Genomic DNA, 24,262 nt, shown 5'->3' with positions numbered 1-24,262 from the left:
TATCGCTGCGCGAGATGCGCTGGTGGGACATCGACCCCGTGTTCGCCCTGGAGAAGGAGCTCTTCCCGGACGACGCCTGGTCGCGCGGAATGTTCTGGTCCGAGCTCGCGCACGCCCGCGGGGTCGGTTCCACGCGGCGCTATGTGGTCGCGTACGAGGGCGAGAAGCTGGTCGGGTACGGGGGCGTCGCCGGTTCGGGGGACGTCGCCGACATCCAGACCATCGCCGCCGCCCGCGATCACTGGGGCACCGGGCTCGGCGCCCGGCTGCTCACCGAACTCCTGAGGCACGCCACCGCCTTCGAGGTCGACCAGGTGATGCTGGAGGTGCGCGTCGACAACACGCGGGCGCAGAAGCTGTACGAGCGCTTCGGCTTCGAGCCGATCGGCTTCAGGCGCGGCTACTACCAGCCCGGCAACGTAGACGCGCTCGTGATGCGCCTGAACAACAACACCGTGAGTGAAGAGAAGAACCATGGCTGACGAACCGCTCGTCCTCGGCATCGAGACCTCCTGCGACGAGACCGGCGTCGGCATCGTCCGCGGTACCACCCTGCTCGCCGACGCCGTCGCCTCCAGCGTCGACGAACACGCCCGCTTCGGCGGTGTCGTCCCCGAGGTCGCCTCCCGCGCGCACCTGGAGGCGATGGTCCCCACGATCCAGCGTGCCCTGAAGGACGCGGGCGTCACGGCGAAAGACCTCGACGGCATCTCCGTCACGGCCGGTCCCGGCCTCGCGGGCGCCCTGCTGGTCGGGGTGTCGGCAGCCAAGGCGTACGCGTACGCGCTCGACAAGCCGCTCTACGGCGTCAACCACCTCGCCTCGCACATCTGCGTCGACCAGCTGGAGCACGGCACGCTGCCCGAGCCGACGATGGCGCTGCTCGTCTCCGGCGGGCACTCGTCTCTCCTCCTCTCCACGGACATCACCTCGGACGTACGTCCCCTGGGCGCCACCATCGACGACGCGGCCGGCGAGGCCTTCGACAAGATCGCGCGGGTGCTGAACCTCGGCTTCCCGGGCGGGCCCGTCATCGACCGGTACGCGAAGGAGGGCGACCCGACCGCGATCGCCTTCCCGCGCGGACTGACAGGACCGCGCGACCCGGCCTATGACTTCTCCTTCTCCGGCCTGAAGACCTCTGTGGCCCGCTGGATCGAGGCCAAGCGGGCGGCGGGGGAGGACGTGCCGGTGCGCGATGTGTCGGCGTCGTTCCAGGAGGCCGTCGTGGACGTGCTGACGCGCAAGGCCGTGAAGGCCTGCAAGGACCAGGGCGTCGACCACCTCATGATCGGCGGTGGCGTCGCCGCCAACTCGCGGCTGCGCGCCCTCGCCCAGGAGCGCTGCGAGCGGGCCGGGATCCGGCTGCGCGTGCCGCGCCCCAAGCTGTGCACGGACAACGGCGCGATGGTCGCCGCGCTCGGCGCCGAAATGGTGGCGCGCAACCGGCTGCCCTCGTCGTGGGACCTGTCCGCGGACTCCTCGCTCCCGGTGACGGAGCCGCACGTGCCCGGCCACCACCATCACGACCACGTGCACGAGGTCAGCAAGGAGAACCTGTACTCATGACCGTCGCGCTGATGTGGGAGGCCCGCGCCGTCGAGGGGCGCGGCGAGAAGCTGTTGAGCTGGGCGAAGGAGCAGGTCCTCGAACCGGCCCCGGAGCGCCGCGAGACGTTCCGCGCCCCGGCCGACCGGGTCCTCGTCATCACGTGGTGGGACGCGGAGTACGGCGACGCCCTCCCCGAACTGCCGGAACCCGCGGACGAGTTGGTGACCCGTGCGGTGCACCGCTGGCGGTTCGAGGCGGCTTAGGCGTCCGCTGTCGTGTACGTCAACAGGTAGCGCCAGAAGAGCAGTTGGCGCACCTCGCTGCCGGGGAGCAGGCGTGCCGCCTCCCGGCGGATCTCCGGAAGTTGCATCTCCGGCTGCCGCACAGGGGGTTGCGGCGGGGGAGTGCGGACGCCCCGGGCGCGTTCGCCCGCGTACACGGCGAGGCGCGCCACCGCGTTCGTCGGGGACGCGACCACGTCCCACGGGGTGACGCCGTCGTAGCAGCCCAGTACGAGCAGCCGGCCGCCGGGCGCGAGGGCCTTACGGAAGCGGGTCAGCGTCTCGAACGGCATGTGGTGCAGGCTCGCCAGGCAGCTGATCACGTCGTAGCGACCGGGCGGGAGTTCGGCCTGCGCGGCGTCGGCGACGCGGTAGCGCGGCCCGCCACCGGCCGCCTCCGCCACGGCCAGCGTCGCCGGGTCCGGGTCGAGCGCGTCCACCCGGTACCCGCGCGCCACGAGCCGCCGTGCGAAGCGGCCGGTGCCGCAGCCGACGTCGAGCGCGGTGCGGCCGTGCGCGGGCAGTCGCCGCAGGAGGAGCGAGTGGTAGTGGTCGTTGTGGTCGAACGGCATGGGCAGTGACCTTCGCAGACGGCTGATTCGGGCGCCGTCAAAAGAATCCGGAAGAAATTTCCGCGGTCGTGTCGATCCGGGCGGTTCCCGTTCGACGTAGGGGTGAGAGGCCGCGAGAGGCGGTCGACGGCAAGCGAAGCAACCGTAGGAGAACACCATGCCCCGCTACCTGACCATGGTCCGCGTCGACGAGAACAACGCCCCCGCCGAGGGCCCCAGCGAGGCGCTGATGCAGCGCATGGGCGCGCTCATCGAGGAGATGACGAAGGCCGGCGTGCTGCTCGACACGGCCGGGCTCACCCCGACCGCGCAGGGCAAGCGCGTGCACTACGAGAAGGGTGACATCACCGTCACCGACGGCCCGTTCACCGAGACCAAGGAGGTCATCGGCGGCTACGCGATCCTCCAGACCAAGGACGAGGCCGAGTGTCTGGAGTGGACCAAGAGGTTCCTGCGGGTCCACGAGGAGCACTGGACCGTGACGTCCGAGATCCGGGAGATCGCGGAGGGCTGACCGGCTGTTGACCGGTCGCCGTGGGCCGGGCCTTGGCCCGGCGCCCTCCCCGGTGTCTGATGTTGGCTGTGACAGAGCGAGACGACAGCACGGCCCACACCGTCGAGACGGTCTTCCGGATGGAGGCGCCGCGCATCATCGCGGCCGTCACCCGCCTCGTACGGGACGTCGGCATCGCGGAGGAACTGGCCCAGGACGCCCTGGTCGCCGCCCTGGAGAAGTGGCCGGCGGCCGGCGTCCCGGACAACCCCGGCGGCTGGCTCACGGCCACCGCCAAGAACCGCGCCGTCGACCTCGTGCGGCGCCGCGAGAACTACGCCCGAAAGCTCCAGGAGGTCGGCAGGGCAACGGAGTTCGCGTACGAGGAACCGGGCGCCCCGGACCCCGACGACATCGACGACGACCTGCTGCGGCTCGTCTTCATGAGCTGCCACCCGGTGCTGTCCGCCGAGGCCCGCGTCGCGCTCACGCTGCGCCTGCTCGGCGGCCTGACCACCACCGAGATCGCCCGCGCGGTACTCGCCTCCGAGGCGACGGTGGCCCAGCGCATCGTCCGCGCCAAACGCACCCTGGCCACGAAGAACGTCGCCTTCGAAGTCCCGTACGGGCCCGACCGCGAGGCCCGACTCGGCTCCGTGCTCGAAGTCATCTACCTCATCTTCAACGAGGGGTACGCGGCCACGGCGGGCGACGACTACCTCCGCCCGGCCCTGTGCGAGGATGCCCTGCGCCTGGCCCGCGTGCTCCAGTCGCTGATGCCGAAGGAGCCCGAAGTGCACGGCCTGGCCGCACTGTTGGAGCTCCAGTCGTCGCGCGCGGCCACCCGCACGACGCCCGACGGCGCGCCCGTCCTGCTCAGGGACCAGCGCCGGACACGCTGGAACCAGCTGCTGATCCGCCGCGGATTCGCCGCGCTCGGCAGGGCGGACGCCGTGTCGTCCGCGGCGCCGGGCCCGTACGCCCTCCAGGCCGCGATCGCCGCGTGCCATGCGCAGGCGCACACCTGGGAGGAGACCAACTGGGCCCAGATCGCGGCCCTTTACGGCCTCCTCTCGGCCCGCGCGCCGTCCCCGGTGGTGGAGCTGAACCGGGCGGTCGCGGTGTCGATGACGGAAGGACCCGAGGCGGGCCTCGCGATCGTGGACGCGCTGGCCGGCGAACCCGCCCTGCGCGACTACCACTTGCTGCCGAGCGTGCGCGGGGATCTGCTGGAGCGCCTCGGGCGTACGGGGGAGGCGCGGGCGGAGTTCGCGCGTGCGGCGTCACTCACGCGCAACGCACGCGAGCGGGAGTTCCTGCTGGGCCGGGCCGGAGGCCGTTAGGCGACCGGAGCGCCCACCAGCATCGTGGGCGCGCCCGCGACCCGGGTCAGGAAGACCGTGGCCGCCACCTTTCCGTACGGCTTCGGCATCGCCTTGCGCCGCAACTCCTCCGGCTCGACCGCCGACCCCCGCTTCTTCACCGTCAGCACGCCCACCTCCCGCTGCCGCAGCAACGCCTTCAACTTCTTCACGTTGAAGGGGAGTTGGTCGGTGATCTCGTACGCGGCGGCGTAGGGCGTGGCGTGCAGTTCGTCGGACGTCACGTACGCGATCGTCTCGTCGAGGAGCCCGCCGCCGACCTCCTCGGCCACCTCGGCGACCAGGTGCGCCCGGATGACGGCGCCGTCCGGCTCGTACAAGTACCGCCCCACAGGCCGCACTTCGGGATCCGGCAGCCCGCGCCCGGCCAGCGCCCGCGGCCCCGGAAGCAGCGTCGCCCGCATCGTCCCGGGCTCCGTGCCGAACCACAGCACGGCCTCCTTCACATCGCCCCCGTCCGAGATCCACTCGGCGTCGGCCTCCGCGGGGATCGCCTCGTGCGGGATGCCGGGGGCGATCTTCAGCGCGGCGCGCGGCGCCTTGAGCGCGGCGGACACGGCCCAGGACAGGGGCGGGGAGTAGGCCTCGGGGTCGAAGATGCGGCCCCGGCCGCCACGCCGCGCCGGGTCCACGAACACGGCGTCGTACGCCGACGTGTCCACCTCGGTGACGTCCGCCTCGCGCACCTCGATGAGCCCGGCGAGACCGAGCGCCTCCGCGTTCGCCCGCGCCACCGCGCACGTCAGCGGGTCCCGGTCGACGGCGAGCACACGGATCCCCCCGCGCGCGAGCGCGATCGCGTCGCCGCCGATGCCGCAGCACAGGTCGGCCACGGAACGCACGCCGAGCCGCTCGAAGGCGCCGGCGCGGTAGGCCGCCACGCTCGTCCGGGTCGCCTGCTCGACCCCGTTCGGCGTGAAGTACATCCGGGCCGCGTCCTCGGCCCCGAACTTCGCCACCGCCCGCTGCCGCAGCCGCGCCTGGGCGAGTGCGGCGGACACGAGTTCGGCCGGATGCTCGCGGCGCAGCTTCGTGGCGAGCGCGAGCTCCTGGGCCGGATCGTGGTCGCGGAGTTCGTCGAGCAGGGCCTGGCCCTCGGGGGTCAGGAGGGCGAAGAAGGCGGCGGGCGAAGGGGAGGAGCTCACCCGGCCCATTGTGGGCCAGGCGGGCGACGGTGCGCGCCAGGCCGCGGTGTCTGCCCGGGAACGGGTCCGTGAGCTGCCAGGATCCGGCGCCATGCAACTAGTACGACAAAACGAAAAAAGCGTCCGAAAGTTGGTCAGGAGGAGACGCGGTGTCCGTCTCCTGGGCGCGTTGCTCGCCGCCTCCGCCCTCGCCACAGGATGCGCGGCCGGCGGCGACGCCGAGCCCGTGAAACCGGCCCCCGGCCAGCAAGCGCACAAGGGCCTCCAGGCTCCTCCCGCGCGGGCCCTCGACTCGTACGCGGAGAAGCTGCGCGCCCAGCGGGCCGCGCTCGTCGCGGCGACCAAGCGCTGGGGCCTCGCCGACGTGCCGCTCACCGCCCCGCGCCCGCCGGCGAAGAAGCCGGTCATCGAGGCGCGGAAGGGCTTCGAGGTCGACGGCCAGAAGGAACTCGGCCTGCCGCCCGTGTTCACGACGATCCCGACCAAGGACAAGGTCGTCTTCCTCACCATCGACGACGGGGCCGAGAAGGACCCGCGGTTCCTGAAGATGATGAGCGAGCTGCGGATCCCGTACACGGCCTTCCTGACCGACGCCGAGGTCAGGCCCGAGTACGGCTACTTCAAGAAGATGCAGGCCCGCGGCATCACCCTCAACAACCACACGCTCCACCACCCGTTCCTGCCCGGCCTGTCGTACGCGCGGCAGAAGCAGGAGATCTGCGGGATGCAGAACGTCATCGCGGAGAAGTACGGCAAGCGGCCCACGCTCTTCCGCCCGCCCTTCGGCGACTACAACCAGAACACCCTGCGCGCCGCCAAGGCATGCGGCATCGAGTACGTCCCGATCTGGAACGCCGAGGCGTTCGTGGACCGCATGGACTACCGCGAGTGGGACCGCAGCATCCATCCGGGCGACATCCTGCTCACGCACTTCAGGGGCCGCGAGGACTGGAAGGGCACGATGCCCGACATGATCCGGAACCTCATGAAGTACCTCACCGACAGGGGCTACTCGGTGGCGCGCCTGGAGGACTACCTGTGACACCGCGCAGGCCGTGGGCGCGGCCGCTCGGCTGCGCCCTGGCCGCCATCCTGCTCACCGGATGCGCGCGGGAGGCCGCCCCGCCACCGCGGCCTGCGGCGGGCGCCGAGGCGGCGGTCCCGCCGGTCGTCTCCCGCATCCCCACCAGCGACAAGGTGGTCTTCCTCGCGTACGAGGACGGGGCCGGGCGGGACCCCCGCTTCGTCGACCTGGTCCGCGACCGACGCCTCCCGGTCTCGCTGTTCCTCGCGGGCGCGGGCCCGGGCGTGGGCCGCCTCGGCGAACTGAGCGCCCTGGGTGCCCGGGTGCAGAACCGCACCCTCACCCACGCCCTCCTGCCCGGCCTCGGACACGTGGAGCAGCACGCCGAGATCTGCGGCCAGCGCGACCGCGTCGAGGCCCGCTTCGGGGCGGCGCCCCGCCTGTTCCATCCGCCCCGGGGCGCGTACGACGCGAACACGCTCCAGGCGGCGGCCGAGTGCGGCGTCGACGCGATCGTCCTGTGGCGCGATCCGGCGGGGCGGCTGCGACCCGGCGACATCCTCGGGGCGCGGGCGGAGACCACCCCGGGTCTCCTGCGCCGTATCGAGGCCGAGGGGTACGAGGTGGCGGCCCTGGAGGACTACCTGTGAGCCGCCGGTCCACCGATCAGCGACGGAGTCGATTAGCAGTCCGCTTGACCGAGTGCTAATCGCGGTCATAGTCTCGGCCCTGGCACTCACCACTGGAGAGTGCCAACAGCGACGGGCAGGTCCGGCACCCGCGACGACGGATCCACCTGGTCGCCACCCCAGACTGTTAACCCCGTAGATCTCCGAAGGGGGAGACCGGATCGTGACGACCACCAGCTCCAAGGTTGCCATTAAGCCGCTCGAGGACCGCATTGTGGTCCAGCCGCTCGACGCCGAGCAGACCACGGCCTCCGGCCTGGTCATTCCGGACACCGCGAAGGAGAAGCCCCAGGAGGGTGCTGTCCTCGCCGTGGGCCCGGGCCGCTTCGAGAACGGCGAGCGCCTGCCGCTCGACGTCAAGGTCGGCGACGTCGTGCTGTACAGCAAGTACGGCGGCACCGAGGTGAAGTACAACGGCGACGAGTACCTCGTCCTCTCGGCTCGCGACGTGCTCGCGATCGTCGAGAAGTAATTCACCCAAGCTTTTCCAGCTTCACCGAAGCAGAATGCTTTGAGCTGCGCCCCTGGCCCCCGCTGAGAATGCCGGGTGCGAGGGGCGCGGTTCGTTTCGAGAGGACTGATTCAGCTCCATGGCGAAGATCCTGAAGTTCGACGAGGACGCCCGTCGCGCCCTCGAGCGCGGCGTCAACAAGCTTGCCGACACGGTCAAGGTGACGATCGGCCCCAAGGGCCGCAACGTCGTCATCGACAAGAAGTTCGGCGCCCCCACCATCACCAACGACGGCGTCACGATCGCCCGCGAGGTCGAGGTCGAGGACCCGTACGAGAACCTCGGCGCGCAGCTGGTGAAGGAGGTGGCGACCAAGACCAACGACATCGCGGGTGACGGTACGACCACCGCCACCGTGCTCGCCCAGGCCCTGGTCAAGGAAGGCCTGCGCAACGTTGCCGCCGGTGCCTCCCCGGCCGCCCTGAAGAAGGGCATCGACGCCGCGGTCAAGGCCGTGTCCGAGGACCTCCTCGCGACCGCCCGCCCGATCGACGACAAGTCCGACATCGCGGCCGTCGCCGGTCTGTCCGCCCAGGACAACCAGGTCGGCGAGCTCATCGCCGAGGCGATGGACAAGGTCGGCAAGGACGGTGTCATCACCGTCGAGGAGTCCAACACCTTCGGCCTGGACCTCGAGTTCACCGAGGGCATGGCCTTCGACAAGGGCTACCTGTCCCCGTACTTCGTCACCGACCAGGAGCGTATGGAGGCCGTCCTCGACGACCCGTACATCCTGATCCACCAGGGCAAGATCGGCTCGATCCAGGACATGCTCCCGCTCCTGGAGAAGGTCATCCAGAACGGTGGCTCCAAGCCGCTCCTGATCATCGCCGAGGACGTCGAGGGCGAGGCCCTGTCGACCCTGGTCGTGAACAAGATCCGCGGCACGTTCAACGCCGTGGCCGTGAAGGCCCCCGGCTTCGGTGACCGCCGCAAGGCGATGCTGCAGGACATGGCCACCCTCACCGGTGCCACCGTCATCGCCGAAGAGGTCGGCCTCAAGCTCGACCAGGCCGGTCTCGAGGTGCTGGGTTCCGCTCGCCGCGTGACCATCACCAAGGACGACACGACCATCGTCGACGGCTCCGGCAAGTCCGAGGACGTCAAGGGCCGCGTCAACCAGATCAAGGCCGAGATCGAGAACACGGACTCGGACTGGGACCGCGAGAAGCTGCAGGAGCGCCTGGCCAAGCTGGCCGGCGGCGTCTGCGTCATCCGCGTCGGTGCTGCCACCGAGGTCGAGCTCAAGGAGAAGAAGCACCGTCTGGAGGACGCCATCTCCGCGACCCGCGCCGCGGTCGAGGAGGGCATCGTCTCCGGTGGTGGCTCCGCTCTGGTGCACGCCTCCAAGGTCCTCGACGACTCCCTCGGCAAGGTCGGCGACGAGGCCACCGGTGTCGCCGTGGTCCGCCGCGCCGTCGTCGAGCCGCTCCGCTGGATCGGCGAGAACGCCGGCCAGGAGGGCTACGTGATCGTCTCCAAGGTCAAGGAGCTCGACAAGGGCCACGGCTACAACGCCGCGACCGGCGACTACGTCGACCTGGTCAAGGCCGGCGTCATCGACCCGGTCAAGGTCACCCGCTCCGCCCTGGAGAACGCCGCCTCCATCGCGGCCCTGCTGCTCACGACCGAGACCCTGGTCGTCGAGAAGCCGGCCGACGAGGAGCCCGAGGCCGGCGGCCACGGGCACGGTCACTCGCACTGACCCGCTGCGCTCCGCTTGACCCGACCGAGGCCCGGCCCCCGTTCATGACGGGGGCCGGGCCTCGGCCTTTGCCGTGGCCGACGTCCGTCGTCATGGGTGCGCTGCACCGGGGTGCCGCCTTGCCCACCCTGCCGCCCAAGGCGGCAGATTGCCCAAGGCGGGGCGGCATCGGGCGGTGCCGGTAAATCAAGCCCCGCCGTTCGAACGAGAGCCAGCGGGGTCCGGGGCGGAGCCCCGTGGCGTGGGAACGGTCGACCGCAACCCGAATCCCGTTACTGGGGACCGTACTTGCGGCCCGTCCGGGACGTGATCCCGCCGAGGACGGCCCGCGGCGTCACCTTCACCACGCCCATCAGGGCCTTGTACCGGGGGTCCGGGATCGACAGGGACTTGCCGCGGGCGAGGTCCGCGAGGGCCGCCGCCACCAGCTTGTCCGCGTCGAGCCACATCCACTTCGGGATGTTGCCCGTGCCCATCCCGGCCCGCTCGTGGAACTCCGTACGGACGAAGCCGGGGCACAGCGCCATCAGCCGCACCCCGCTGCCCGCGAGATCCTTCGCCGCGCCCTGCGTGAACTGCACGACCCACGCCTTCGACGCGCCGTACGTGCCGCGGGGCACGAAGGCCGCCACCGACGCCACGTTCACGACACCGCCGCGGCCCCGCTCGCGCATCGCCCCCGTGGCCGCCGACGTCAGCCGCAGCACCGCCTCGCAGTGCACCTTCAGCATCGTCAGCTCGTCGGCCATCGGGACTTCGAGGTAGTGCCCCTTGTTGCCGAACCCGGCGTTGTTGACGAGCAGGTCGACCGCCGCCTTACGGTCCGTCAGACGGGCCTCGACCGCCGCGATCCCGTCGTCCGTGGCCAGGTCGGCGGTGAGCACTTCGGCCTCGATACCGTGCCGGTCGTGCAGTTCTGTCGCCTGCTTGTGCAGCCGCTCGGTGTCGCGCGCGACGAGCACCAGGTTGTGCCCGTCGGCGGCGAGCTGCCGTGCGAACGCGGCGCCGATGCCCGCGGTGGATCCGGTGATCAGGGCGGTAGTCATGGGCCAAGGTTAATGACGGTTCAGTGGTGCTCGTGATCACCGGGGTCCTTCGCGGCCGCCCGCTGCCCCTTGTCGACCACCACGAACTGGCCCATCATGCCCTGGTCCTCGTGGGAGAGCAGATGGCAGTGGAACATGTACGGGGTCCGCGGGTCGGCGAACTCGGGGCCGCCGTCGAACCGCAGCGCCAGCTCCATCGTCGTGCCGCTCGGTATGAACACCGTGTCCTTGCGGCCGCGCAGCTGCGCGGGCGGCCGCTCCCCGTTCACCGACACCACCCTGAACTGCACGTCGTGGACATGGAAGTTGTGCGGCATCCCGTTGCCGTTGCGCACCGTCCACACCTCGGTGGTGCCCCGGGTGACCGTCTCGTCGACGCGGCCCATCGCCATCTTGCGCCCGTTGATCCCGCCTATCTTCAGGTCGAAGTGCCGTGCGCGCACGGCGTTCCCAGGAGCGGGGAGCTCCAACTCGCCCAGGCGGGACGGGATGGCGGGGGAGGGGCGCAGCCGGTCCGCCGCCCGCAGCTGCAGTACGTCGAACGTGTCGTCCCCGCCGCTGAACCGGCGATGCCAGGAACTCCCGTAGTTGTCCTGCGGATAGCTGCGCAGCACGCTCCGCTCCCCGGGCTTCATCCGCACGACGACCTCGGCCCGCTCGCCCGGAGACAGCTGGATCCGGTCCATCGTGGCCGGACGGTCGAGCAGCCCGCCGTCCGTCCCGACGAGCGCGAACTTCTGCCCGCCGGTGAAGCCGAAGTCGTACGTCCGCGCGGTCGAGGCGTTCAGCAGCCGCAGCCGTACGCGCTCGTCGTGCACGAGCTTGTACGGGTCGAGGGTGCCGTTGACCATCGTGCGGTCACCGAGGAAGCCCACGTCCCGCATCATCTTGTGCCCGGAGTCGAGCTTGGCCCCGTCGAACCGCACGTCCTGCACGATCACCGGCAGATCGTCGACCCCGTACCGCTTCGGCAGTGCGAGCTTCTCGCTCCGGTCGTCGTCGACCAGGAACATCCCGGCCAGACCGCGCCGTACATGCTGCTCGGTCTCCCCATGCGGATGCGGGTGGTACCAGAGGCTGGCGGCGGGCTGGTCGACGGTCCAGTGCGGTGCCCAGCTCTTGCCCGGTGCGACCATCTGGTGCGGGCCGCCGTCCATCCGGGCGGGCAGATGCATGCCGTGCCAGTGCACGGTGGACGCCTCGTCGAGCCCGTTGCGGACCCGTACCTCGACCTTCTCGCCGCGCTTCGCGCGCAGCGTCGGCCCGAGGTAGCTGCCGTCGAAGCCCCAGGTCGGTGTCTTCTGTCCGGGCCTGAACTCCGTCTCACCGCTCTGCATCCGCAGGTCGAAGACGCGGCGCCCGGTCTTCTTGTCGACGTGCGACGCGGCGAGCGGCGGCACAAACAGCTCGTTGCGGAACTCGCTCGTGCCCGCGGTGCTCACCTTCGCTCCGCTCCACAGCCACAGCGCTCCGCCGCCGATCGCGAGAGCGAGGACGGCGACGAGCGAGCCGAGCACGACGAGGACGCGCTTCAGGCGGGGCTTGCGGGGTTTCGAGGTCATGTGCCGAGCGTCCCGCCGACCCGTGGGACCCCACATCGGGGACGGTCCCCGAACCGTCCCCGACCTCAACCCTCATACCCAGCAAGGGTTTTCCCGGGGGTCGGCTCGGGAGCCGCTACGAGCCGTACTTCTCCACGTACTCCCGCGCGGAGCGCCGCGCCTGTGGGTGCAGGGCGTCGCCTGCGGCCAGCAGTCGCGGGAGCAGCTTTCGGTTGACGGTCACCGCTCGGAACTGAAGCGCCACCGTCACCTCGTGGTCCGGCCGGTGCACGATCTCGATGGGGTCGCCCGCGCGGATCTCGCCCGGTTCGATCACCCGGAAGTACGCCCCCGGTGTCCCCTCCTGCGTGAACCGCTTGACCCAGCCCCGCTCGCCCAGGTGCCCCTGGAAGGTCCGGCACGGTATGCGGCCCGAGGTGACCTCCAGGACGAGGCCGGGACCTATGCGCCAGCGCTCGCCGATCCTCGCGCCCGACACGTCGATCCCCTGCGTCGTGAGGTTCTCGCCGAACGTGCCGCTGGGCAGCGAACGGTCGAGCTCCTTGCTCCACGCGTCCAGGTCCTCACGCGCGTACGCGTACACGGCCTGGTGGTCCCCGCCGTGATGCCGCAGGTCGCACACCGCGTCCCCGGCGAGCCCGCTCGCGCCGGTGCCCTCGGGGCCTGGCGCCGACACCCGCACGGGTCCTGTGACCGGTCGCTTGTCGATGCCCGTGAGGCCCTCGGGCTGGTCCGTGTATTCGGCGGGCCGGGGCCGCCCCAGATTCAGCGACAGAAGCTTCATGCGCGGAACGCTACGGGACCGACTCCCAAAGGCGCCACGCGTTATTCGGCGAGATACCCAAGTGTCCCTTATGCTTGAGGGGTGATCGAGGCCCGTCATCTCCGTGTCCTGCGCGCCGTCGCCGCCACCGGCTCCTTCTCCGCGGCGGCCCGCGAGCTGGGCTGCACCCAGCCCGCCGTGAGCCAGCAGATGAAGGCCCTGGAGTCCTCGGCGGGCACCCCGCTGCTGATCCGCACCGGCCGCGAGATGCGCCTGACGCAGGCCGGCGAGGCCCTCGTGCGGCACGCGTCGGGCATCCTCGCCGGACTCACCGCCGCCGAGGAGGAGATCGCCGCGATCGCGGGGCTGCGGGCGGGGCGCGTCCGGCTCGTCTCGTTCCCCAGCGGGAGCTCGACCCTCGTGCCCACCGCCCTCGCCGCCCTGCGCGCCGAGCACCCCGGTACGCGCGTGTCGTTGGTCGAGGCGGAGCCGCCGCGCTCCGTGGAGATGCTGCGCGAGGGCGACTGCGACGTCGCGCTCGCCTTCCGGTACGAAGGGGCGCAGGCCGCCGAGGACTGGGACGACCTCGTCGTACGGCCGCTGTTTGCGGACCGTCTCGTGGGCCTCGTCCCCGAGGCGCACCCGCTGGCCGGGGCCGGCTCGGTCACCATCGACGCGTTCGCGGACGAGCCGTGGATCGCGGGCTGCCCGCGCTGCCGCCGCCAGCTGGTCGAGGTGTGCAGGGGCGCGGGGTTCGCCCCCCGCATCGACTTCGCGACGGACGACTACCCGGCGGTGGTCGGGCTCGTGAGCGCCGGGCTCGGTGTGGCGGTGCTCCCCGAACTGGCCATCGAGTCTGTTCGCCCCAAGGGTGCACGCACAGTGACCGTCGAGCCCCCGGTGCGCCGCGAGATCGTCGCGCTCACGCTGCCCGATCTGGCCCAGGTGCCCGCGGTCGGCGCGACCCTCGACCACCTCGCGAAGGCCGCGACACGCTGAACGCGGAAGTGGGCGCGACTCGGCGTGCCCACGTTCCCGGGCCGTTCAGGTTCGTGCAGAAACGTTCCTTCAGTTGCGTGCGCCGCTCGTGGCGGCCTGTCCTCCACTCGGGGCCGACGCCGTGACGAGCCTGTTGCGGGCCCGCCCCATCAGCTCTTCGCGCTCGTCCTCCGTGAGGCCGCCCCACACGCCGTACGGCTCGCGCACCTGTAGGGCGTGAGCAGCGCACTCCGCGCGCACCGGGCACCTCATGCAGACCTCCTTGGCCGAGTTCTCACGGGCGCTGCGTGCCGCCCCACGTTCGCCCTCCGGGTGGAAGAAGAGAGAGCTGTCCACCCCGCGGCAGGCCGCGAGGAGCTGCCAGTCCCACAGATCGGCGTTCGGTCCGGGAAGGCGGGAGAAATCTGCCATTGCTGTGTCCCCTTGTAGCCGTTCAGACGCGGATACGGTGCCCATGACCGTACATCTACTGTCTAAGGAGATGAAAATATGACTCATTGCGAATCTAGCCATAGAAACCAGCAAATGGAAGGAAAACCTTCCAAATGGGGCATAGCTTGTGGTGAAACGTTGTGGGTGCGCCGCACTGTCCGCACCGTGTTCGGGCCCTCACGTAGAGTGCCGAAGGTGGCAGTCCAACCCGTAACTCTTTCGAGTGACCGTCGTTGAGTGGTGCGGAGGCGGTTGAAGGAACAAGCGCTCGGGCAGGTGTCCGATTGCCTTGTTGAGTGTCGACCGCACAGGTGACGATTCGTACACAGCCTGGAGGCTCAAGGTGACGCGCATCAGCTGCGGAGGGCGGTCATGACATCCGTCCTCGTCTGCGACGACTCCCCGCTTGCCCGAGAGGCGCTGCGCCGCGCGGTCGCGACCGTGCCCGGCGTCGAGCGCGTGACGACCGCGGCCAACGGCGAGGAAGTCCTCCGCCGCTGGGGCGCCGATCGCTCGGACCTGATTTTGATGGACGTACGCATGCCCGGTCTGGGCGGCGTCGAGACAGTGCGGCGGCTGCTTTCCGCCGATCCCGGTGCGCGCATCATCATGCTCACCGTGGCCGAGGATCTGGACGGTGTGGCCCTCGCGGTCGCCGCCGGTGCCCGCGGCTATCTGCACAAGGACGCCTCGCGCGCCGAGCTGCGGGCCACGGTGACGCAGGCGCTCGCCGACCCGACCTGGCGGCTCGCCCCGCGCAGACTGCGCTCGGCCGAGATGGGGGCCGCCCCCACGCTCACGGCGCGGGAGATCCAGGTGCTCGAGGGCATGAGCCACGGACGGTCCAACGCCGAGATCGGGCGCGAGCTGTTCCTCTCCGAGGACACGGTCAAGACGCACGCGCGTCGCCTGTTCAAGAAGCTCGGCGCCTCGGACCGTGCGCACGCCGTGGCGCTCGGGTTCCGCTGGGGCCTGGTTCGCTGACGAGCCGCTGATCGGCACACCCCCGCGCCCTTCGGGGCGCGGTGGACCCGCCGTGAGGGAGGCCGCTCCGGCCCGTCGCGCAGCGACTTTTCGACGCTTCGCGCGCGATGCCGCATCCTTGGGGGTGTGGAGTTCCTCGGGGACGAGTCGGGCGAGCAGGGTCAGCGAGAGGGGAGGGCGCAGGAGATGAGTTCCGGCGCACCTGCTCATAACGCTTCGGTGCACAACTACGGGCACGGTGTCACGGACCGGAAGGCGCCGGGGCACCATGGACCGATGCGTGACGACGAGGCAGCGACTCCCCAGGGGGTCATCGGTACGCTCGTCGGCCGCGCCGTGGACGGCGACGAGCAGGCCACGCACGATCTGCTCGCGCATGTCCATCCCCTCGCGATCCGCTACTGCCGCACGCGTCTTTCCCGACTCCCGGGTGATGCGCGGCACTTCGTGGAGGATCTCGCCCAGGAGGTCTGCGTCGCGGTGCTGCTCGCGCTGCCGCGCTACAAGGACACCGGGCGTCCCTTCGAGGCGTTCGTCTTCGCCATCGCCGCGCACAAGGTCGCCGATCTGCAGCGGGCGGCCATGCGTGGGCCCGGATCCACGGCGGTGCCCTCCGACGAGATGCCGGAGCGGCCCGACGACTCGCTCGGCCCGGAGGAGCGGGCGCTGTTGAACAGCGACGCCGCGTGGGCCAAGAAGCTGCTCGCCAACCTTCCGCAGAACCAGCGGGAGCTGCTCCTGCTGCGCATCGCCGTCGGGCTCACCGCCGAGGAGACCGGGCAGATGTTGGGCATGTCACCCGGCGCCGTGCGCGTCGCGCAGCACCGGGCGCTGAGTCGGCTGCGGGCGCTCGCCGAGCAGTAGGCAGAGAGCCCGAACGGCCGGGAGATCCGCGGGCGCGGGGCCGGCCGTGTGGATCGGGCCCTGAGGCCGTCCGCCTGGGATTTCGGGCTGGGGGTCTGGGGGTCGCCCCCCAGGAGAACGCAGTGCGCAGCACCGGGCGCTGAGTCGGCTGCGGGCGCTCGCCGAGCAGTAGCGCAACGCCCCGGCCGCGCACGTGTGAACGTCCAAAGAAGGCCGATGATCTTGATCGTGGAATGAGACACGCTCGCGGGCCGTTAGCATGGACATCCGCACCGATCAAGGCCATTTGGGGAAGGTGTCATGACTGCAAACGTCGACGGAGTGCCCGAGAAATTCGCGACACTCGGGCTGACCTACGACGACGTGCTGCTGCTGCCGGGCTCGTCGGACATGGCGCCCGACCAGATCGACATCGCCTCGCACGTGTCGAAGAACGTGCGGGTGAACATCCCGCTGCTGTCCGCCGCGATGGACAAGGTCACCGAGTCCCGCATGGCGATCGCCATGGCGCGACAGGGTGGCGTCGGCGTGCTGCACCGTAACCTGTCGATCGCCGACCAGGCGAACCAGGTGGACCTCGTGAAGCGCTCCGAGTCCGGCATGGTCACCGACCCGATCACGGTGCACCCGGACGCGACGCTCGCCGAGGCCGACGCGATCTGCGCCAAGTTCCGCATCTCCGGTGTCCCGGTGACCGACCCGGCGGGCAAGCTGCTCGGCATCGTCACCAACCGCGACATCGCCTTCGAGAACGACCGCAGCCGTCAGGTCCGCGAGGTCATGACGCCGATGCCGCTCGTCACGGGCAAGGTCGGCATCTCCGGCGTCGACGCCATGGAGCTGCTGCGCCGCCACAAGATCGAGAAGCTTCCGCTGGTCGACGACGCGGGCATCCTCAAGGGCCTCATCACGGTCAAGGACTTCAAGAAGGCCGAGCAGTACCCGAACGCGGCGAAGGACTCCGAGGGCCGGCTGCTCGTCGGTGCCGCGGTCGGCGTCGCGGGCGACGCCTTCGAGCGTGCGCAGGCGCTGATCGAGGCGGGCGCCGACTTCATCGTCGTCGACACCGCGCACGGGCACTCGCGGCTCGTCGGTGACATGGTCGCCAAGATCAAGTCCAACTCCGGCGGCGTCGACGTCATCGGTGGCAACATCGCCACCCGTGACGGCGCCAAGGCGCTCATCGACTCCGGCGTGGACGGCATCAAGGTCGGTGTCGGACCGGGCTCGATCTGCACCACGCGCGTGGTCGCCGGTATCGGCGTCCCGCAGGTCACGGCCATCTACGAGGCGTCGCTCGCCGCCAAGGAGGCCGGTGTCCCGGTCATCGGTGACGGCGGTCTGCAGTACTCCGGTGACATCGCCAAGGCGCTCGTCGCCGGCGCCGACACCGTGATGCTCGGTTCGCTGCTCGCGGGCTGCGAGGAGTCGCCGGGCGAGCTGCTCTTCATCAACGGCAAGCAGTTCAAGTCGTACCGCGGCATGGGTTCGCTCGGTGCCATGCAGACGCGTGGTGACCAGCAGTCCTTCTCCAAGGACCGGTACTTCCAGGAGGGCGTCGCCTCCGACGAGAAGCTCGTGCCCGAGGGCATCGAGGGCCAGGTGCCCTACCGCGGCCCGCTGTCGGCCGTCGTGCACCAGCTCACCGGCGGTCTGCGCCAGTCGATGTTCTACGTCGGCGGGCGCACGGTCCCGGAGCTCCAGGACAACGGCAAGTTCGTCCGGATCACCTCGGCGGGCCTCAAGGAGAGCCACCCGCACGACATCCAGATGACGGTCGAGGCACCGAACTACAGCCGTAACAAGTAACAGCAGGTCATCCCTTACGACAAGGGGTGTGGGGCGGCCTCGGGATCACCGGGGCCGCCCCACACGTGTGTGTCAGGGATACTGGACAGGCAAGGCCCAAGTGGGACCCAGATGTGAAAGGCGCCCCCCAACGTGACTGAGATCGAGATCGGGCGCGGCAAGCGCGGCCGCCGCGCGTACGCCTTCGACGACATCGCCGTCGTTCCGAGCCGGCGCACCCGCGACCCGAAGGAGGTCTCGATCGCATGGCAGATCGATGCCTACCGCTTCGAGCTGCCGTTCCTGGCCGCGCCCATGGACTCCGTCGTCTCGCCGGCGACCGCTATCCGCATCGGTGAGCTGGGCGGCCTCGGTGTGCTGAACCTCGAGGGCCTGTGGACCCGTTACGAGGACCCGCAGCCGCTGCTCGACGAGATCGCCGAGCTGACGCCCGAGGCCGCGACCCGCCGCCTCCAGGAGATCTACTCCGCGCCCATCCAGGCCGACCTGATCGGGCAGCGCATCAAGGAGGTGCGCGACTCCGGTGTCGTCACCGCCGCCGCGCTCTCCCCGCAGCGCACCGCCGAGTTCTCCAAGGCGGTCGTGGACGCGGGCGTGGACATCTTCGTGATCCGCGGGACCACGGTCTCCGCCGAGCACGTCTCCGGTGCCGCCGAGCCGCTGAACCTGAAGCAGTTCATCTACGAGCTGGATGTCCCGGTCATCGTGGGCGGCTGCGCCACGTACACCGCCGCGCTGCACCTCATGCGGACCGGCGCGGCGGGTGTGCTCGTCGGGTTCGGTGGTGGGGCTGCCCACACGACCCGCAATGTGCTCGGTATCCAGGTGCCGATGGCCACCGCTGTGGCCGATGTCGCCGCCGCGCGCCGTGACTACATGGACGAGTCCGGTGGCCGCTACGTGCACGTCATCGCCGACGGTGGCGTGGGCTGGTCCGGCGACCTGCCCAAGGCCATCGCCTGCGGCGCCGACTCCGTGATGATGGGCTCGCCGCTGGCGCGCGCCTCGGACGCGCCGGGCCGCGGTCACCACTGGGGCATGGAGGCCGTCCACGAGGACGTGCCGCGCGGCAAGAAGGTCGACCTCGGCACGGTCGGCACGACCGAGGAGGTCCTGACCGGCCCCTCGCACACGCCCGACGGCTCGATGAACTTCTTCGGCGCGCTGAAGCGGGCCATGGCGACGACCGGCTACAGCGAGCTCAAGGAGTTCCAGCGGGTCGAGGTCACGGTCGCGGATGCCACACACAAGCGGTAGCGCTGACGCTGTGTCGTAGCGAAAAGCGGGTGGGCCCCACTGGAAAGGTGGGGCCCACCCGCTTTTTGCGCAGTTCCCCGCGCCCCAAACAGCGCAGTTCCCCGCGCCCCAAACAGCGCAGTTTCCCGCGCCCCTAAGACGCTGCTCTTTTCGCTGCGCCGAAAGACGCGAAGGCCGCGACGGCGAAGAACACGTAGGTGAGGAAGTCCGAGTCGGCCTTCCATACCTCGTTGAGCAGGCCGAAGTGCTCGAAGAACAGCTCGGGCACGGACCACGGGGTCTGCTTGGAGCCGATGATCGCCTCGCCGAGCAGCTGGCCGAAGTAGACGCCGATCAGCGACAGGACCGGGCCGGCGACCAGGGTCACCGGGTTGTTGCCGCCGACCTTGCCGATCGCGAATCCGATCACCAGGCCGACGGCCACGGCCGCGTAGCCGATCTCGTGCTCGGTGGCGCCGATGAGGCCGCCGTAGGCACCGGCGACGACCAGCATGGCCACGAAGCCGGCGAGGATGCCGAGCCCTACGTTGCCGCGCACCGGCGCGGGCGGGGGCACGGGGTGGAAGCCGCCCTGCATGCCCTGCTGCTGGGGGAACGGGGCGTACGGCTGCTGCTGGGGGTAGCCGTACGGGGGCTGCTGTGGCGGCGGCTGCTGTGGGGTTGGCTGCTTGGCGTACGGGTTGCCGTCGGGTATGTGAGGCGGCTGGGTCATGCGTCCCCCCGGGGATGTGAGCCCTGGCACCGGTGTGCGCAGAGTGGCCGCACAGTAGCAGTCAGAGGCGGTGCGCGGCCCCCGCCGGCGTCGCTCCCCTTGTGTCCAGGAGGAGTTGGGCCTTTACAAACAGGCCCTGGAGGTCGTACGTGCGGTGCTGTTGCAGCAGGATCGTCAGGTCGGCGTCGGCCGCCGCCTCGTAGAGGGAGTCGGCGCGCGGGACCGGGCGGTCCAGGACGTTCCAGGACGGGACGTACGGGTCGTGGTAGCTGACGGCGGCGCCGAGTTGCATGAGGCGGGTGGCGATCTCCTCGGCGGGGGCGGCCTGTTGGTCGGCGAGGTCGGGCTTGTAGGTGACGCCGAGGAGCAGGACGCGGGCGCCGCGGGCCGACTTGCCGTGCTCGTTGAGGAGGGTGGCCGCGCGCTGGACCACGTACGACGGCATGTGGTGGTTGACCTGGCGGGCCAGTTCGACCATGCGCAGGGGGCGGGTGCGCAGGTGCGGGCCCGTGAGGTCCTGGGCGAGGGCGTGGCCGCCGACGCCGGGGCCGGGGCGGAAGGCCTGGAAGCCGAAGGGCTTCGTCTCCGCGCAGCGGATGACGTCCCACAGGTCGACGCCCAACTCGTGGCAGAGCACCGCCATTTCGTTGACCAGGGCGATGTTGACGTGCCGGTAGTTGGTCTCCAGGAGGTGCACGGTTTCCGCTTCCCGTGGACCACGCGCGCGTACGACCTTGTCGGTCAGGCGGCTGTAGAAGGTGGCCGCCGATTCGGTGCAGGCGGGGGTGTGGCCGCCGATCACCTTGGGGGTCGACGTGTAGGGGTGCAGGCGGTTGCCGGGGTCGACGCGTCCTGGGGCGTGGGCGAGGTGGAAGTCGCGGCCCGCGCGCAGGCCCGAGCCCTCTTCGAGGACGGGGAGGAGGAGCGTCTGGGTGGTGCCCGGCGGCACGGGTGACTCGATGATCACCGTGGTGTGCGGGCGGAGCCGGGCGGCGAGGGTGCGGGTGGCCTCGACGACCGGGGTGAGCATCGGTGCTCCGTCGGGGCCTTGCGGGGTCGGGGCGCAGATCACGGCGGTGCGGACGCGGGCGAGTTCGGCGGGGTTGGCCGTGGGGCGGAAGCCCGCGGAGAGCATGCGGCGGAGGTCGGCGGCGGTCAGGGCCGCCGCGTCGCCGCCGCCGGGCAGCCGGCCCGCCGCGAGATCCCGGGCACGGGCCGGATCGTGGCCGATGGTCGCGATCCCGGCCGCCACGGCGGTCTGCGCGAGGGGCAGGCCGAGGTGGCCGAGGCCGATGACGGCGAGGTCTGCGGGCATGGCGGTTGCCGTCCTTTCCCGAGGAGCGGACCGGTCATTAGCCGGAGCGGGACGAGGGCGCAAGCCCTGTGGACAGGATGAGCGAGCGCAATGTCAGACTAGGAGTAAATATGACCGATATGCGGCATTGCATCGCCATGTGTTTGCGAGTGTTGCGCCGCGAGTCTCCGCACGTTGTCCACAGGTGGGGGCTCGCTGGTGGCCCGAACCGGGCGGCGGGTGAAGAATCGGGGCATGTAGGGAGAGTGCGATGCGTGCTTCGAGGTACATGAGGCCGGGCACACCACACGCGTGAGCCACACCGACGACAGCGGGAGGCAGCAGTGAAGGCAGCGACACTGGGACCCGAGCAGCGTGCGGAGGCCCTGGCGGCCATGGCCGAGCGCGAGCTGGACATTCTCGTGGTGGGCGCCGGAGTGGTCGGCGCGGGCACGGCGCTCGACGCGGTGACCCGCGGCCTGTCCACCGGGATCGTCGAGGCGCGGGACTGGGCGTCCGGCACGTCGAGCCGTTCCAGCAAGCTGGTCCACGGCGGGCTCAGGTATCTGGAGATGCTGGACTTCGCGCTCGTCCGCGAGGCACTGAAGGAGCGCGGACTGCTCCTTGAGCGGCTCGCGCCGCACCTCGTGAAGCCGGTGCCCTTCCTGTATCCGTTGCAGCACAAGGCGTGGGAGCGGGTGTACGCCGGCTCGGGTGTCGCGCTGTACGACGCGATGTCGATGGCGCGCGGGCACGGGCGCGGCCTCCCGATGCACCGGCATCTGACGCGCAAGCACGCGCTGCGGGTCGCCCCCTGTCTGAAGAAGGACGCGCTGGTCGGCGCGTTGCAGTACTACGACGCGCAGATGGACGACGCCCGGTACGTGGCGACCCTGGTGCGCACCGCCGCCATGTACGGCGCCAAGGCCGCCAACCGCGCGCGGGTCACAGGATTCCTGCGGGAGGGCGAGCGGGTCGTCGGCGCGCGGGTGGAGGACGTCGAGGGCGGCGGCGAGTACGAGATCCGCGCCAAGCAGGTAGTGAACGCGACGGGCGTGTGGACCGACGACACGCAGGCCATGGTCGGCGAGCGCGGCCAGTTCCACGTACGCGCGTCCAAGGGGATCCACCTGGTGGTGCCCAAGGACCGGATCAACTCGACGACCGGGCTCATCCTCCGTACCGAGAAGAGCGTGCTGTTCGTCATTCCGTGGGGGCGGCACTGGATCATCGGGACCACCGACACCGAATGGGACCTGGACAAGGCGCATCCGGCCGCTTCCAGCGCCGATATCGACTACCTGCTCGAACACGTCAACTCCGTTCTCGGCGTCCCGCTTTCGCGTGATGATGTGCAGGGCGTCTACGCGGGGCTGCGGCCGCTGCTCGCCGGGGAGTCCGACGCCACCAGCAAGCTGTCGCGCGAGCACACCGTCGCGCACCCCGCTCCGGGTCTTGTCGTCGTGGCGGGCGGCAAGTACACGACGTACCGGGTCATGGCCAAGGACGCCGTCGACGAGGCCGTGCACGGGCTCGACCAGCGGGTCGCCGAGTGCGTGACCGAGGAGGTGCCGCTGGTGGGAGCCGAGGGGTACCGGGCGCTGTGGAACGCGCGGGCGCGGATCGCCGCGCGCACGGGGCTGCACGTGGTGCGCGTCGAGCATCTGCTGAACCGGTACGGGGCTCTTGCCGAGGAGGTTCTCGAACTGGTCGCTGCGGATCCGGCGTTGGGTGCACCGCTCACCGGGGCCGACGACTATCTGCGGGCCGAGGTGGTGTACGCGGCCTCGCACGAAGGGGCGCGGCACCTCGACGATGTGCTGACGCGGCGGACCCGGATCTCCATCGAGACGTTCGACCGGGGGGTGCGGTGTGCGCGCGAGGCGGCGGAGTTGATGTCGCCTGTTCTTGGGTGGGACAAGGATCAGGTGGAGCGGGAGGTCGAGCACTACGAGAAGCGGGTGGAGGCGGAGCGGGAGTCGCAGCGGCAGCCGGATGACCTGACGGCGGACGCGGCGCGGCTTGGGGCGCCGGACATTGTGCCGCTCTGACCTCCGGTCCGGCCGGGTGTGGTGCGCGGAACCGGGGTTGCGGTCGCGGGGCTCTGCCCCGGGCCCCGCGCCTCAAACGCCGGCGGGGCTTGATGTGCAGAACTCGGCCGTGAGTATCTGGCGCTCGGGGGACCCGTCGCCCGACAAAGTCGCCTTTGTCGTGCGGTAGGTGACGGTTTGTGAGCCGTCGCGTGTGGCTGCCGTGCGGACGTAGGTGTGGGCTATGCGGCCGTTGTGGCCCCAGACCGTGGTGCCGCAGGGAAGTTTCTCCGGGTAGAGGCCCATGCCGTAATGGCCGTGCGTGGGGCGGGTGTTGAGCATCGTGCGGAGGGCCTCGGGCGGGAGGAGGCGGCCGGCCAGGAGCGCCGCGTAGAAGCGGTTCAGGTCGGGGAGCGTGGAGATCAGCTCGCCGGACGCCCCGGCCGTGCGCGGGTCGAGGCGGACCGCGTCGGGGCCGTGCGGGCTCGGGACCGTGGTGCGGGCGCCGGGGAACGAGGTGCCGGTGAGGTGGAGCGGGTCGATGATGCGGCGGCGGGCCTCCGTGGCGTAGGAGTGGCCCGTGACCTGATGGATGATCATGCCCAGGAGTACGTAATTGGTGTTGGAGTACGACCAGGTGCCGAGCCGTGTCGTGCGGGGCTCGGACAGGGAGAGCATCGCCACCGCCTTCGGGCTCAGCGGGACGTGGCCGCGGGTGGCGGTCGTGAAGTCGTAGAGGCCGCTGGTCTGGGTGAGCAGCGAGCGGATCGTGAGTTTGCGGGTGCCCGTGAGGGAGGGGAGATAGGTGGTGACGCGGGCGGAGAGTTTCAGTCGTTGTTCCGCGGCGAGTTGGAGGACGACCGTCGCGATGAAAGTCTTGGTGATGCTGCCCGCGCGCACGTGATCGGAGCGGGTGAGGCTGGGACTGGTGGTGGTGAAGTGGCCGGTGGAGCCAACGGTTGCCAGGAGCGCGGCCGACGGGGCCTTGCCTCGCGTCACGAGCAGCGGAAGAGTGGCGTCCGCGGGTGCCGCCGAGCCCGCCGAACTGCTCCGGGCCAGGCACAGCAGGGCCACGGTCAGCGGTATGGCCAGGAGTGTCCGGAGTGCGGGCAACGACGGTCCCTTTCGGCGGCGCGGGCCACCATTGTGGGACGTTC

General features: G+C 70.6%; 24 protein-coding genes. 15 read left to right on the top strand and 9 right to left on the bottom strand.

The genetic code is table 11. The annotated features are described in order from the left end of the window. Positions 1–14: 14 nt before the first annotated feature. From rimI to ACFYWS_RS06875, 3 genes are read left to right on the top strand one after another with little or no spacing between them, the layout of a single operon-like run. The gene (gene rimI / locus ACFYWS_RS06885; protein WP_389271747.1) at positions 15–482 is read left to right on the top strand and encodes a ribosomal protein S18-alanine N-acetyltransferase; all 468 of its coding nucleotides are present in this window, start codon (positions 15–17) and stop codon (positions 480–482) included. Then, positions 475–1,569, top strand: a complete 1,095-nt coding sequence (gene tsaD / locus ACFYWS_RS06880; RefSeq protein ID WP_389270457.1) for a tRNA (adenosine(37)-N6)-threonylcarbamoyltransferase complex transferase subunit TsaD — start codon at positions 475–477, stop codon at positions 1,567–1,569. Before rimI ends, tsaD begins: the two co-directional genes overlap by 8 nt. Further along, a complete protein-coding gene (locus ACFYWS_RS06875) occupies positions 1,566–1,814 on the top strand; it encodes a hypothetical protein (protein WP_389270454.1) in 249 nt (82 codons plus the stop codon). The genes tsaD and ACFYWS_RS06875 overlap by 4 nt, the downstream gene beginning before the upstream one ends. Here the strand turns inward: ACFYWS_RS06875 and ACFYWS_RS06870 are convergent. Beyond that, positions 1,811–2,404: a class I SAM-dependent methyltransferase gene (locus ACFYWS_RS06870; RefSeq protein WP_389270451.1), complete on the bottom strand. Its 594-nt coding sequence runs from the start codon at positions 2,402–2,404 to the stop codon at positions 1,811–1,813. The two genes, ACFYWS_RS06875 and ACFYWS_RS06870, sit on opposite strands and share 4 nt — an antisense overlap. Before the next feature lie 157 nt (positions 2,405–2,561). On the opposite strand from ACFYWS_RS06870, the gene ACFYWS_RS06865 reads away from it, so the two are divergent. Continuing rightward, complete coding sequence (locus ACFYWS_RS06865) at positions 2,562–2,918, top strand: YciI family protein (protein ID WP_389270448.1); 357 nt, start codon at positions 2,562–2,564, stop codon at positions 2,916–2,918. Positions 2,919–2,977: 59 nt separating this feature from the next. Continuing rightward, positions 2,978–4,240 (top strand): RNA polymerase sigma factor, encoded by a 1,263-nt coding sequence (locus ACFYWS_RS06860; protein ID WP_389270445.1) that lies wholly within the window; start codon positions 2,978–2,980, stop codon positions 4,238–4,240. Here the strand turns inward: ACFYWS_RS06860 and ACFYWS_RS06855 are convergent. After that, entirely contained in the window at positions 4,237–5,433 is a 1,197-nt protein-coding gene (locus ACFYWS_RS06855) for a methyltransferase domain-containing protein (protein WP_389270442.1), read from the bottom strand. The two genes, ACFYWS_RS06860 and ACFYWS_RS06855, sit on opposite strands and share 4 nt — an antisense overlap. 82 nt (positions 5,434–5,515) lie before the next feature. Between ACFYWS_RS06855 and ACFYWS_RS06850 the strand changes: the two genes are divergently transcribed. The 4 genes from ACFYWS_RS06850 (at position 5,516) to groL (ending at position 9,353) form a co-directional block, all read left to right on the top strand. After that, a complete protein-coding gene (locus tag ACFYWS_RS06850; protein WP_389270439.1) occupies positions 5,516–6,466 on the top strand; it encodes a polysaccharide deacetylase family protein in 951 nt (316 codons plus the stop codon). Then, the gene (locus ACFYWS_RS06845) at positions 6,463–7,098 is read left to right on the top strand and encodes a polysaccharide deacetylase family protein (RefSeq protein ID WP_389270435.1); all 636 of its coding nucleotides are present in this window, start codon (positions 6,463–6,465) and stop codon (positions 7,096–7,098) included. The genes ACFYWS_RS06850 and ACFYWS_RS06845 overlap by 4 nt, the downstream gene beginning before the upstream one ends. A 202-nt stretch (positions 7,099–7,300) precedes the next feature. Beyond that, a complete protein-coding gene (gene groES / locus ACFYWS_RS06840; protein WP_018528412.1) occupies positions 7,301–7,609 on the top strand; it encodes a co-chaperone GroES in 309 nt (102 codons plus the stop codon). 118 nt (positions 7,610–7,727) lie between these two features. Then, positions 7,728–9,353: a chaperonin GroEL gene (gene groL / locus ACFYWS_RS06835; RefSeq protein WP_389270431.1), complete on the top strand. Its 1,626-nt coding sequence runs from the start codon at positions 7,728–7,730 to the stop codon at positions 9,351–9,353. Positions 9,354–9,625: 272 nt separating this feature from the next. Here groL and ACFYWS_RS06830 read toward each other — a convergent pair whose 3' ends face one another. The 3 genes from ACFYWS_RS06830 to ACFYWS_RS06820 all read right to left on the bottom strand — a co-directional run bounded on the left by ACFYWS_RS06830 (position 9,626) and on the right by ACFYWS_RS06820 (position 12,745). After that, positions 9,626–10,399, bottom strand: coding sequence for an SDR family NAD(P)-dependent oxidoreductase (locus ACFYWS_RS06830; protein WP_389270428.1), 774 nt, complete (start codon positions 10,397–10,399; stop codon positions 9,626–9,628). Between the two features lie 20 nt (positions 10,400–10,419). Further along, positions 10,420–11,961, bottom strand: coding sequence for a multicopper oxidase family protein (locus ACFYWS_RS06825; protein WP_389270425.1), 1,542 nt, complete (start codon positions 11,959–11,961; stop codon positions 10,420–10,422). 115 nt (positions 11,962–12,076) lie between these two features. Next, on the bottom strand, positions 12,077–12,745 hold the full coding sequence (locus tag ACFYWS_RS06820) for an MOSC domain-containing protein (protein WP_389270422.1): 669 nt from the start codon (positions 12,743–12,745) through the stop codon (positions 12,077–12,079). Between the two features lie 81 nt (positions 12,746–12,826). Here ACFYWS_RS06820 and ACFYWS_RS06815 point away from each other — a divergent pair, with 81 nt between their 5' ends. Further along, positions 12,827–13,723, top strand: coding sequence for a LysR family transcriptional regulator (locus tag ACFYWS_RS06815; RefSeq protein WP_389270419.1), 897 nt, complete (start codon positions 12,827–12,829; stop codon positions 13,721–13,723). Positions 13,724–13,792: 69 nt separating this feature from the next. On the opposite strand, the gene ACFYWS_RS06810 is transcribed toward ACFYWS_RS06815, so the two are convergent. Then, positions 13,793–14,134, bottom strand: coding sequence for a WhiB family transcriptional regulator (locus ACFYWS_RS06810; protein WP_389270416.1), 342 nt, complete (start codon positions 14,132–14,134; stop codon positions 13,793–13,795). A 393-nt stretch (positions 14,135–14,527) separates the two neighbouring features. Between ACFYWS_RS06810 and ACFYWS_RS06805 the strand changes: the two genes are divergently transcribed. The 4 genes from ACFYWS_RS06805 (at position 14,528) to ACFYWS_RS06790 (ending at position 19,069) form a co-directional block, all read left to right on the top strand. Beyond that, positions 14,528–15,139: a response regulator transcription factor gene (locus ACFYWS_RS06805; protein ID WP_003948568.1), complete on the top strand. Its 612-nt coding sequence runs from the start codon at positions 14,528–14,530 to the stop codon at positions 15,137–15,139. A gap of 276 nt (positions 15,140–15,415) precedes the next feature. Continuing rightward, entirely contained in the window at positions 15,416–16,003 is a 588-nt protein-coding gene (locus tag ACFYWS_RS06800; protein ID WP_266713169.1) for a sigma-70 family RNA polymerase sigma factor, read from the top strand. Positions 16,004–16,303: 300 nt separating this feature from the next. Continuing rightward, complete coding sequence (guaB, locus tag ACFYWS_RS06795; RefSeq protein WP_389270412.1) at positions 16,304–17,812, top strand: IMP dehydrogenase; 1,509 nt, start codon at positions 16,304–16,306, stop codon at positions 17,810–17,812. Between the two features lie 132 nt (positions 17,813–17,944). Continuing rightward, positions 17,945–19,069: a GuaB3 family IMP dehydrogenase-related protein gene (locus ACFYWS_RS06790; protein WP_389270409.1), complete on the top strand. Its 1,125-nt coding sequence runs from the start codon at positions 17,945–17,947 to the stop codon at positions 19,067–19,069. 133 nt (positions 19,070–19,202) lie between these two features. Here ACFYWS_RS06790 and ACFYWS_RS06785 read toward each other — a convergent pair whose 3' ends face one another. Continuing rightward, a complete protein-coding gene (locus tag ACFYWS_RS06785; protein ID WP_389270406.1) occupies positions 19,203–19,781 on the bottom strand; it encodes a hypothetical protein in 579 nt (192 codons plus the stop codon). A 61-nt stretch (positions 19,782–19,842) separates the two neighbouring features. Then, entirely contained in the window at positions 19,843–21,096 is a 1,254-nt protein-coding gene (locus tag ACFYWS_RS06780) for a nucleotide sugar dehydrogenase (RefSeq protein WP_389270403.1), read from the bottom strand. A 323-nt stretch (positions 21,097–21,419) separates the two neighbouring features. On the opposite strand from ACFYWS_RS06780, the gene ACFYWS_RS06775 reads away from it, so the two are divergent. Continuing rightward, positions 21,420–23,126, top strand: coding sequence for a glycerol-3-phosphate dehydrogenase/oxidase (locus ACFYWS_RS06775; RefSeq protein WP_389270400.1), 1,707 nt, complete (start codon positions 21,420–21,422; stop codon positions 23,124–23,126). A 72-nt stretch (positions 23,127–23,198) separates the two neighbouring features. Here the strand turns inward: ACFYWS_RS06775 and ACFYWS_RS06770 are convergent, their stop codons facing one another. Continuing rightward, positions 23,199–24,218, bottom strand: a complete 1,020-nt coding sequence (locus tag ACFYWS_RS06770) for a serine hydrolase domain-containing protein (protein ID WP_389270397.1) — start codon at positions 24,216–24,218, stop codon at positions 23,199–23,201. Between the last annotated feature and the right edge of the window lie 44 nt (positions 24,219–24,262).

This window comes from Streptomyces sp. NPDC002795 (genome assembly GCF_042888725.1).
Classification (GTDB): domain Bacteria; phylum Actinomycetota; class Actinomycetes; order Streptomycetales; family Streptomycetaceae; genus Streptomyces.
Note: the sequence above shows the minus strand (reverse complement) of the source record. Positions and strands in the feature narration are given on the sequence as shown.

What these genes read in the sequence shown, in the direction of transcription:
- rimI (WP_389271747.1), top strand. Translation starts at nt 15, where the DNA reads ATGCGCTGGTGGGACATCGACCCCGTGTTCGCCCTGGAGAAGGAGCTC.
- tsaD (WP_389270457.1), top strand. Translation starts at nt 475, where the DNA reads ATGGCTGACGAACCGCTCGTCCTCGGCATCGAGACCTCCTGCGACGAG.
- ACFYWS_RS06875 (WP_389270454.1), top strand. Translation starts at nt 1,566, where the DNA reads ATGACCGTCGCGCTGATGTGGGAGGCCCGCGCCGTCGAGGGGCGCGGC.
- ACFYWS_RS06870 (WP_389270451.1), bottom strand. Translation starts at nt 2,404, where the DNA reads ATGCCGTTCGACCACAACGACCACTACCACTCGCTCCTCCTGCGGCGA.
- ACFYWS_RS06865 (WP_389270448.1), top strand. Translation starts at nt 2,562, where the DNA reads ATGCCCCGCTACCTGACCATGGTCCGCGTCGACGAGAACAACGCCCCC.
- ACFYWS_RS06860 (WP_389270445.1), top strand. Translation starts at nt 2,978, where the DNA reads ATGTTGGCTGTGACAGAGCGAGACGACAGCACGGCCCACACCGTCGAG.
- ACFYWS_RS06855 (WP_389270442.1), bottom strand. Translation starts at nt 5,433, where the DNA reads ATGGGCCGGGTGAGCTCCTCCCCTTCGCCCGCCGCCTTCTTCGCCCTC.
- ACFYWS_RS06850 (WP_389270439.1), top strand. Translation starts at nt 5,516, where the DNA reads ATGCAACTAGTACGACAAAACGAAAAAAGCGTCCGAAAGTTGGTCAGG.
- groL (WP_389270431.1), top strand. Translation starts at nt 7,728, where the DNA reads ATGGCGAAGATCCTGAAGTTCGACGAGGACGCCCGTCGCGCCCTCGAG.
- ACFYWS_RS06830 (WP_389270428.1), bottom strand. Translation starts at nt 10,399, where the DNA reads ATGACTACCGCCCTGATCACCGGATCCACCGCGGGCATCGGCGCCGCG.
- ACFYWS_RS06825 (WP_389270425.1), bottom strand. Translation starts at nt 11,961, where the DNA reads ATGACCTCGAAACCCCGCAAGCCCCGCCTGAAGCGCGTCCTCGTCGTG.
- ACFYWS_RS06820 (WP_389270422.1), bottom strand. Translation starts at nt 12,745, where the DNA reads ATGAAGCTTCTGTCGCTGAATCTGGGGCGGCCCCGGCCCGCCGAATAC.
- ACFYWS_RS06810 (WP_389270416.1), bottom strand. Translation starts at nt 14,134, where the DNA reads ATGGCAGATTTCTCCCGCCTTCCCGGACCGAACGCCGATCTGTGGGAC.
- ACFYWS_RS06805 (WP_003948568.1), top strand. Translation starts at nt 14,528, where the DNA reads ATGACATCCGTCCTCGTCTGCGACGACTCCCCGCTTGCCCGAGAGGCG.
- ACFYWS_RS06800 (WP_266713169.1), top strand. Translation starts at nt 15,416, where the DNA reads ATGCGTGACGACGAGGCAGCGACTCCCCAGGGGGTCATCGGTACGCTC.
- guaB (WP_389270412.1), top strand. Translation starts at nt 16,304, where the DNA reads ATGACTGCAAACGTCGACGGAGTGCCCGAGAAATTCGCGACACTCGGG.
- ACFYWS_RS06785 (WP_389270406.1), bottom strand. Translation starts at nt 19,781, where the DNA reads ATGACCCAGCCGCCTCACATACCCGACGGCAACCCGTACGCCAAGCAG.
- ACFYWS_RS06780 (WP_389270403.1), bottom strand. Translation starts at nt 21,096, where the DNA reads ATGCCCGCAGACCTCGCCGTCATCGGCCTCGGCCACCTCGGCCTGCCC.